Below are 7,889 nucleotides of genomic sequence, written 5' to 3'. Positions count from 1 at the left end.
GTAAGCGCGACCTGATGGTCAAGCTCTCCCGCTCGGAGTTCCCCACCGCTGCGGACCTGGACCCGACGCTGACCCTGCTGGAAGACCACGGTTACACCACGGCGTCGCGGGTGAGCGAGGCGGTGACCAGGGCGACGGCGAGGCCGCCGAGCATGCCGAGGACGACCCAGGCCAGGGCGCGGGCCCGGGCGGCGTAGGGGCGGTTGTGGGCGTACAGCGCGCACAGGGACCCGGCCATGGTGTACATCGCCAGGTCCAGCCGGCCCAGTGCCAGCAGGGTCAGGTTGGCCGGGGCGACCGCGACGACCACGCTCAGGGCGGGCTTGAACCAGATGTCGGAGGGCCGGCCGAGGCGCAGCGCGCCCGCCAGCGGGAGGCGGCGGACGCGCGGGGTGGCGGAGGTGGGGGTGGCACTGCTCATGGAGACAAGTTTAGCAGGTGTTTTATCTGTAAACGATAGCCTCTGAGCTGCCGTGCTCCGTCGGATGCACCCCGTGTACACCCTTGCGCTCGCTTGCGCGCCGCACGGCCGGGGCATCCCTTGACCGACCGTCCGACCGTGGAGCGGGGAGGTGGGGGCGTGCACGGACCGGTTTCTCCCGGCTGGCTGCTGGTGGTGCTGTGCGCGGCGACCGGAGCGTACTGCCTGCTGCGGATGCGCAGCGGGGTCGAGGAACAGCGCCGCGCCGCGGGCGGCGAGGCGCTGATGGGTTTCGGCATGGCAGCGATGGCCGTACCGGCGGCGGCCTTCACCCCGCCGTCATGGGCCTGGCCCGCCTACGCGGTCGTGTTCGGCGGGGCGGCGCTGCACGCCCTGTGGGCGGTGCGGGCGAGCACCCATCACCTGCACCACCTCGTGGGGGCCCTGGCCATGGTCTACATGGCGGCGGTCATGGCCGCCTCCCCCGCTCCGCACACCGGGCACGGCGGAGCCGGCGATCCCCTGGTGACGGGGGTGCTGCTGCTCTACTTCGCGGGATACGTGCTGCTGTCCGGCGTGCGGCTGGTGCCCGCCGGCGCCGGCGGCGAGGCCGTCGCGTGGGGGGACCGGCCCGAGCTGGCGCGGGCCTGCCGGCTGTCGATGGGGATCGCGATGGTGGCGATGCTGCTGACGCTGTGACGCCCCCCGAACGTCGTGGCGCGGGTGACGCGGCACGCCGTACGCCACCGTTGCCTGCGTCACTTCGGCCGCGCGGTCCGTACCCGTGAGCGGCGCCGCGCTCATAAGCTGCACCCATGATGCTCCCCGCGGCACTGTTGCTGCTCGGCGCCCTGACCGCCGTCGTCGCGCCCCGGCTGCTGGCCCGGACCGACTGGACGGACCACGAACCCGTCCTCGCCCTGTGGGTGTGGCAGTGCGTGGTGGCGGCCGTCCTGCTGTGCTGCGCGCTGTCGATGACGCTCAGTGCGGCGGTGGCGTGGCAGGCCGTGCGCGGCCATGTGTTCGCGCCCGCCCCGCACGCCGTCGTGGAGGCCTACCCGCTCGGTACGACCGGGCCGTGGCCCGCGGCGACCGCGGTGGCGCTGGCCTGCGGCGGGGTGTGGAGTGCGGCGATGCTGGTGCGCGAGGTCGTCCGCACGCGCGCCCGGCGTCGGCAACGCCGGGCCGAACTCCTCGTGCGGGCACCGCTGTTGCCCGGCGAGGACCCGGGCAGCCGGCTCGTGGTGCTGGAGGGCGAGCGGCCCGACGCCTGGTGGCTGCCGGGTACGGCACCCCGGCTCGTCGTCACCACGGCCGCGCTCCGCCGGTTGAAGGGACGCCAGTTGGACGCCCTCGTCGCCCACGAGGAGGGACACGCCCAGGCCCGGCACGACTGGCTGCTGCACTGCTCGGCCGCGCTGGCCGGCGGGTTTCCGCGGGTGCCGGTGTTCGCCGCGTTCCGTGACGAGATGCACCGGCTGGTCGAACTCGCCGCCGACGACATGGCGTCCCGCCGCTTCGGGCGGCTGACCACCGCGCTCGCCCTGGTCGAACTCAACGAGGACCGCGGCGTGTTCGGGCCCGGCGCGGCCCCGCACGCCCATCTGCCGCAGCGGGTGCACCGGTTGCTCGCCCCCCGGGACCGGTTCACGGCGGCCCGCCGCCTGCGGCTCACGGCAGCCGCCGCGCTGGTGCCGGTCGTTCCGGTACTGGTGGCGTTCGTACCGGGACTGCGGGCCCTGGGGTGACCGGCGGGGCGGACCTCCCGGCCGGCGACCGAGGCTGATCCGACGGGACGGAACTCCCGGACAGCGACCGAGACTGATCCGACGGGACGGATTTCCCCGCCGGCAACCGAGACCGGTCCGACAGGGCGGCGGGATGGGTCGGGGCCACCGCGGCGGAGCTGAACTGCGGCCACCGGTCACGTGGCACTCAGGGGCACACCAAGACGCCTCGGGCACGACGCCACGTCGCCGTCACGCCGTGCCCCCGGCCGACTCCACGTCGCCGTCACGCCCGACGTGCCCTCGACCGGCGGCACGCCCGCGCCGGATCAGGGCCGCCCCGGACACCCCCGTGTCATCCCGAGGTCACCCCGACGTCGACCCGTTGTCGCCCGGGATTGGCCTCACGCCCCACGGGTCGGCGAGGATCGCGGTATGTACACCCCGTCCGTCGACTCCCCGCCCCGTCCGTCGGCGCACCGCACCGCCGCCCGCGCCGCCGGCGTCCTCGCGTTGTGCTCCACCCTGCTCCTGGTGCTGGTCGCGGCGAGATGGTCGCCCCTGATCGCCTTCGACGGGGACATCTCGCGCACCACCCACCGCTGGGCGGTGGACGAACGCGGCGTCACCCAGGCCTTCCGGATCCTGACGGACTGGGTCTGGGACCCGTGGACGATGCGCGTCCTGTGCGCGGTCGTCGTGGTGTGGCTGGTGTGGCGGCGCGCGGACTGGTGGACGGCCGGGTGGCTGACGGCCGCCTGTGCGCTGGGCACGCTGGTGCAGCAGTCCCTGAAGGCCGCGGTCGGCCGGGCCCGCCCGGTCTGGCCCGACCCCGTCGACACGGCCCACTACGCGGCCTTCCCGTCGGGCCACGCGATGACCGCGACGGTCGTGTGCGGCCTCCTGCTGTGGCTGCTGCGCCGCCACGGCGCCGGACGCGCCCTGTGGGCCACGGCCGTGACCGTGGCGGCGGTGTCCGTCGTCGGCGTCGGCCTGACCCGGGTGTGGCTGGGCGTCCACTGGACCACGGACGTGATCGGCGGCTGGCTCCTGGGCGCCCTGACGGTGGCCCTGGCGGTGCTGGCCCAGCTGCGGTGGCGACCGCGAACTCCCCGGCTCGCGCCCGCGGGTACGGAGGACCACCCGAACTGAACCCGGCTGCCGCCGCGCACGCCGGGGGTCACGCCGTCCACTCCCTCGCCGGCCTCACCGCCTGACCGGCCTCACCGCCTGACCGGCCGAGCGCGACCCGGCGTGATCACGGAGCCGTTCGCCTTCGCCGCCACACCGGACGGCCTCCTGTGACTCGCGCCGCGCGGGAGCGAGCACGTGGCGTACGCGGACGACGGTGCGGTCCTGACCACCGGCGAGGGCGAGAGCACCGGCGAGGGCGAGAGCGGATTCCACCGTGTCTCCGGCCGCCGGGTGGTCCACCGGCTCCCGCCCCGGTCCCGGCGCGTGGCGCGTGGCGCGCCGTCGCCCGCGCTCTCGGACCGGGGACCGGGCGGGCATCGGCCGCACCGGCCGCTTCACGCGGGAGCCGGCGTTGCGGCGGTGCGAGCGGTGCCGGGAGTGTCCATGGGCGCGAGGGGACTTCGTCCGCGTGTTCTGCGGCAGCGCCCTTCCTGTCGGGTGGGACGGGGCCTCGTAGGATCACCGCATGGCTGCCGTGTTGTTCGACTTCTCAGGGACCCTCTTCCGCATCGAGTCCGGCGAGTCGTGGCTGCGAGCCGTGCTGGCGCAGGCCGGACTCTCCCTCCCCGAGCCCGAGTTGCTGCGGACGGCACAGGCGCTGGAGAGCGTGGGCGCGCTGCCCGGCGGGAGCTCCGCCATCCTGCCGGTCCCCGACGAACTCGCCTCCGTCTGGGAGATCCGCGACAAGAGCGCCGAGCTGCACCGGGCCGCGTACACCGGCCTCGCCCGCCGCGTCCCGCTCCCCGACCCCGCGCTGCACGACGCGCTGTACGACCGGCACATGACGCCCGCCGCCTGGGCCCCGTACCCCGACGCGGCGGAGGTGCTGCGCGCACTGCGCGAGCGCGGGACCGGTGTGGGTGTGGTCAGCAACATCGGCTGGGATCTGCGGCCGGTGTTCCGCGAGCACGGGCTCGACGCCTACATCGACACGTACGTCCTGTCGTACGAACACGGCACCCAGAAGCCGGATGCGCGTCTGTTCGAGATCGCCTGCGCGGCGCTGGGCGCCGACCCCCGGGACACCCTCATGGTCGGCGACGACCGGCGCGCCGACGGCGGTGCGGCTGCTCTGGGGTGCGGGGTGCACTTCGTCGACCACCTGCCGGTGACGCGGCGACCGGACGGACTGCGGCCGGTGCTGGACCTCGTGAGCTGACCGGGCCGGCCGGGCTGAGCGCGGATCCGGCCGACCGGAAGACCGGCGGAGAACCACCGCGCCCACCGAAGGAAAAGTAGCTCCAGGCGACCAACTGTGGAAGATCGCTCGTCCGCCTCGGACGATCCCCCGCGTCGCCCGAGGCGGACGGCAGCCCCGACCAGGCCTTCGCGAGGGCCGGTCCGGACGTACTGAGTATAGTTGGCTGGCAGCCAGTCAACGCAGGAGTTACAGCATGTCCCCGCGCAGCGCCTCGGTCAATGAAGAGTTGCGGCGGCGTTCCCGGGAGCGGCTCCTCCAGGCGGCGGTGGAACTGGTCGGCGAGCACGGGTACGAGGCGACGACGCTCGGCGACATCGCGGACCGGGCCGGCTCGGCGCGCGGCCTAGTGTCGTACTACTTCCCCGGCAAGCGAACACTGGTGCAGTCCGCCGTGCACCGGCTGATGCACCGCACGCTGGAGGAGGCACTGGAGCGCGAGCCGCGCGCCGAGGACGGCCGGGAGCGGATGGCGCGGGCCATCGACGCGATCCTCGGCCTGGCACGGGACCGGCCCGTGCTGATGCGCCAGCACCTGGCGGGGATCCTCGAGGCCGAGGGCTTCGTGCAGTGCCCGGAGCAGCAGCGCCTGTCGCAGCTGCTGCGCGAGACGCTCGCCCGGCACGGCTCCGCGGACGTCGACGCGGACTACCCCATGCTGCGGGCGCTGCTCATGGGCTCGGTGTTCGCGGCCCTGGTCCCCGGCGTGCCGATGCCGGTACCGGTGCTGCGGGCCGAGTTGTTCAAGCGCTATCGGCTCGACTGGGAACTCGGGATCCCGCCGGATCACGGTACGGCGTCCGGCGGGACGGGTGAGACGGACGACAGGGACCTGTCGCGCTTCTTCGCGACCGGGGCCGCGCCGGAGCGCGGCCGGGACGGTCAGTCGAAGTAGTCCGGCTGCGTCTGCACGTTGAGTTCGCCCAGCCGGACCCGCTTGGCGGGGTCGGTGCGCGGGTCGTTGAGCTTCAGCACGTCGAAGCCCTTGGCGATGTCGTTCGAGTAGATGTAGCCGTTGTAGTAGTACGCCGACCAGGAGCCGGCCGTCGTGACCCGGTCGGTGGTCAGCGGGCCGCGCTCGAAGTAGGCGATCTCCTCCGGGTGCGCGGAGTCCGTGAAGTCCCAGACGGAGACGCCGCCCTGGTACCACGCCTGGACCATGAGGTCCTTGCCCTTGACCGGGATCAGCGAGGCGTTGTGGGCCACGCAGACCTCGGTGTCCGCCTGGTGGCGGTCGATCTTGAAGTAGTTGCGGAAGACGAGCTTGCGCCGGTCGCCCTTGCCGGCGATGTCGTAGATGCCGTCGGCGCCGCGGTGCGGGCCGATCTCCGCGTTGCAGGTGGCCGCTCCGCCGCCGCCCAGTTCGTCGGTGAAGACGACCTTGTTCGCCTTCTGGTTGAAGGTCGCCGAGTGCCAGAACGCGAAGTTCACGTTGTCCTGCACCCGGTCGATGACCTTCGGGTGCTCGGGGTCCTTGATGGAGAACAGGATGCCGTCGCCCATGCAGGCGCCCGCCGCGAGGTCCTTCGACGGCAGCACGGTGATGTCGTGGCAGCCGGTGGTCTTGGTGACGCCCGGGTTGACGGGTCCGCCGGGGTTGCCGCCGCCGTCCGGGCCGTCACCGGGGAAGAGCACCGGGAAGCCCACGACCGCCGCCTTCTCGGGGGCTCCGCGCGGCACCTTGATGACGGAGATGCCGTCGTGCGGCGGTTGGCAGTCGGGGTAGGCGGCGCTCGGCGAGTACGAGGAGACGTACACGTAGACGTTCTTGCGCTCGGGCACCAGGGTGTGGGTGTGGGAGCCGCAGGCGGTCTCGACGGCGGCGACGTACTTCGGGTTCGCCTTGTCGCTGATGTCGAAGACCTTCATGCCCTCCCACGACGACTTCTCGGTCGCGGGCTGCGTGGTGCTGTTGCAACTGCTGTCGCTGCGCGAGGAGTCGGTGGACAGGAAGAGCAGGTCGCCGGAGACGGAGATGTCGTTCTGCGAACCGGGGCACAGGACCTGGGCGACCGTCTTGGGAGCCTTCGGGTTGCTGATGTCGAAGACGCGGAAGCCGTCGTAGTTGCCGGCGTAGGCGTACCTGCCCTGGAAGGCGAGGTCCGAATTGGTGCCCGGCAGCACGTCCTTGGGGATGTTGGCGAGGTGCTCGATGTTGGCGGAGTGGACGATCTCGTCCGGGGCCGGTATCCCGCCCTCCGCGACAGCGGCCCGGATCTGGTCCTGGGTGCTCTTCGACACTTTCTCACTCGCGGCCGGCGCGTCCCCGGGGTCGGGGGTCGCGGCCGCCGGAGCCGCCGTGAGGAGGGCGCCCAGCAGGCCGATGGCCGCCGCCGCGACTCCCAGACGTCTGTGCCGGGTTCGGGGATCGTTCAACAGGATCACTGTTTCCTCCCTGGATCCGTTCAGTGGGAACGGTTCACGCACCCCGAAGTATCGTCGTGAGCATGCACATATCAATAGCGGTCAACACATGTGTAACGAAGGTTTTCGATCAGCCAGGCACGCGGGCGTGCTAGGACGGTCGGCAGCACTCACGAGGTGCCCCTCATCCCGCCTGCCACAGGAGGTCGTCGTGCCCTTCCGCCGCGTGTTGCGCGCACCCCTCGCCACGGCCGCGCTGACCGCGCTGACCGCGCTGACCGCGCTCGGGCTCGCGGCCTGCGACTCCGGGCCGGAACCGAGGCCCGCCAACGGGACCGGCCCCTCGGTGCTGGTGCCCGGCGAGCCCGGTGAGGCGAACCGGACCCTGTCCGCCGAGGACGCGGAAGCACAGCGCGTCGACGACGACACCCCCAATTCCGCGGACGTGGACTACGCCCGGATGATGATCGAGCACCACACGCAGGCCCTGGAGATGACCGGACTGGCCCCGGAACGGGCCGAGTCGGCGAAGGTGAAAGGGCTCGCCGAGCGCATCGCGGCCGCGCAGGGTCCGGAGATCAGCAGCATGCGGGGCTGGTTGAAGGAGCACGGCGAGGACGAGAAGGGTGACGGCCACGAGCACGCCGCGATGCCCGGCATGGCGACCGAGGCGCAGCTGAAGACGTTGCGGGCGGCCCGGGGCAAGGCCTTCGACCAGCTCTTCCTCACCCTGATGACCACTCATCACGAGGGCGCCGTCACGATGGCCACGGACGTCAAGGCCCAGGGCAACAACGTACGGATCGAGGAGATGGCCGACGACGTGATCGCCCAGCAGACCAGCGAGATCACGCGGATGCGGTCCATGCGGTGATCCGCCTCGCCGTGGCTGACCTGACGTTGGTGGCTGAGCACCGGCGCGGGCACGGCGCCATGTATGACGCCCTGAACAGCGGGAACATCGACGTGCCCCGTCTGCGGCAGG

7 protein-coding genes and 1 pseudogene are annotated in these 7,889 nt (G+C 72.5%); 6 read left to right on the top strand and 2 right to left on the bottom strand.

The window, feature by feature from the left end; translation table 11 throughout:
• Positions 1-94 precede the first annotated feature (94 nt).
• Positions 95-421 (bottom strand): annotated as a pseudogene (locus ACWD0J_RS40700) (FUSC family protein); the annotation flags it as partial.
• Between the two features lie 159 nt (positions 422-580).
• Between ACWD0J_RS40700 and ACWD0J_RS40695 the strand changes: the two are divergent.
• From ACWD0J_RS40695 to ACWD0J_RS40675, 5 genes are all read left to right on the top strand, one after another.
• Positions 581-1,120, top strand: a complete 540-nt coding sequence (locus ACWD0J_RS40695) for a DUF5134 domain-containing protein (protein ID WP_451500906.1) — start codon at positions 581-583, stop codon at positions 1,118-1,120.
• Positions 1,121-1,236: 116 nt separating this feature from the next.
• Positions 1,237-2,169 (top strand): M56 family metallopeptidase, encoded by a 933-nt coding sequence (locus ACWD0J_RS40690; protein ID WP_451500905.1) that lies wholly within the window; start codon positions 1,237-1,239, stop codon positions 2,167-2,169.
• Positions 2,170-2,583: 414 nt separating this feature from the next.
• Positions 2,584-3,300 (top strand): phosphatase PAP2 family protein, encoded by a 717-nt coding sequence (locus tag ACWD0J_RS40685; RefSeq protein ID WP_451500904.1) that lies wholly within the window; start codon positions 2,584-2,586, stop codon positions 3,298-3,300.
• 508 nt (positions 3,301-3,808) lie between these two features.
• The gene (locus ACWD0J_RS40680) at positions 3,809-4,501 is read left to right on the top strand and encodes an HAD family hydrolase (RefSeq protein WP_451500903.1); all 693 of its coding nucleotides are present in this window, start codon (positions 3,809-3,811) and stop codon (positions 4,499-4,501) included.
• A gap of 235 nt (positions 4,502-4,736) precedes the next feature.
• Entirely contained in the window at positions 4,737-5,435 is a 699-nt protein-coding gene (locus tag ACWD0J_RS40675; RefSeq protein WP_451500902.1) for a TetR/AcrR family transcriptional regulator, read from the top strand.
• Here ACWD0J_RS40675 and ACWD0J_RS40670 read toward each other — a convergent pair.
• On the bottom strand, positions 5,423-6,925 hold the full coding sequence (locus tag ACWD0J_RS40670; RefSeq protein WP_451500901.1) for an LVIVD repeat-containing protein: 1,503 nt from the start codon (positions 6,923-6,925) through the stop codon (positions 5,423-5,425). The genes ACWD0J_RS40675 and ACWD0J_RS40670 overlap by 13 nt on opposite strands.
• Before the next feature lie 190 nt (positions 6,926-7,115).
• On the opposite strand from ACWD0J_RS40670, the gene ACWD0J_RS40665 reads away from it, so the two are divergent.
• On the top strand, positions 7,116-7,778 hold the full coding sequence (locus ACWD0J_RS40665) for a DUF305 domain-containing protein (RefSeq protein ID WP_451500900.1): 663 nt from the start codon (positions 7,116-7,118) through the stop codon (positions 7,776-7,778).
• Positions 7,779-7,889: the final 111 nt, after the last annotated feature.

Source organism: Streptomyces sp. NPDC003011 (assembly GCF_053591515.1).
The sequence above is the reverse complement of the archived record's forward strand: the minus strand, read 5'-3'. Positions and strand labels throughout refer to the sequence as shown.

Bases quoted from the DNA above. Each gene is read 5' to 3' on its own strand.
- ACWD0J_RS40690 (WP_451500905.1), top strand. From the start codon at position 1,237: ATGATGCTCCCCGCGGCACTGTTGCTGCTCGGCGCCCTGACCGCCGTC.
- ACWD0J_RS40685 (WP_451500904.1), top strand. From the start codon at position 2,584: ATGTACACCCCGTCCGTCGACTCCCCGCCCCGTCCGTCGGCGCACCGC.
- ACWD0J_RS40680 (WP_451500903.1), top strand. From the start codon at position 3,809: ATGGCTGCCGTGTTGTTCGACTTCTCAGGGACCCTCTTCCGCATCGAG.
- ACWD0J_RS40675 (WP_451500902.1), top strand. From the start codon at position 4,737: ATGTCCCCGCGCAGCGCCTCGGTCAATGAAGAGTTGCGGCGGCGTTCC.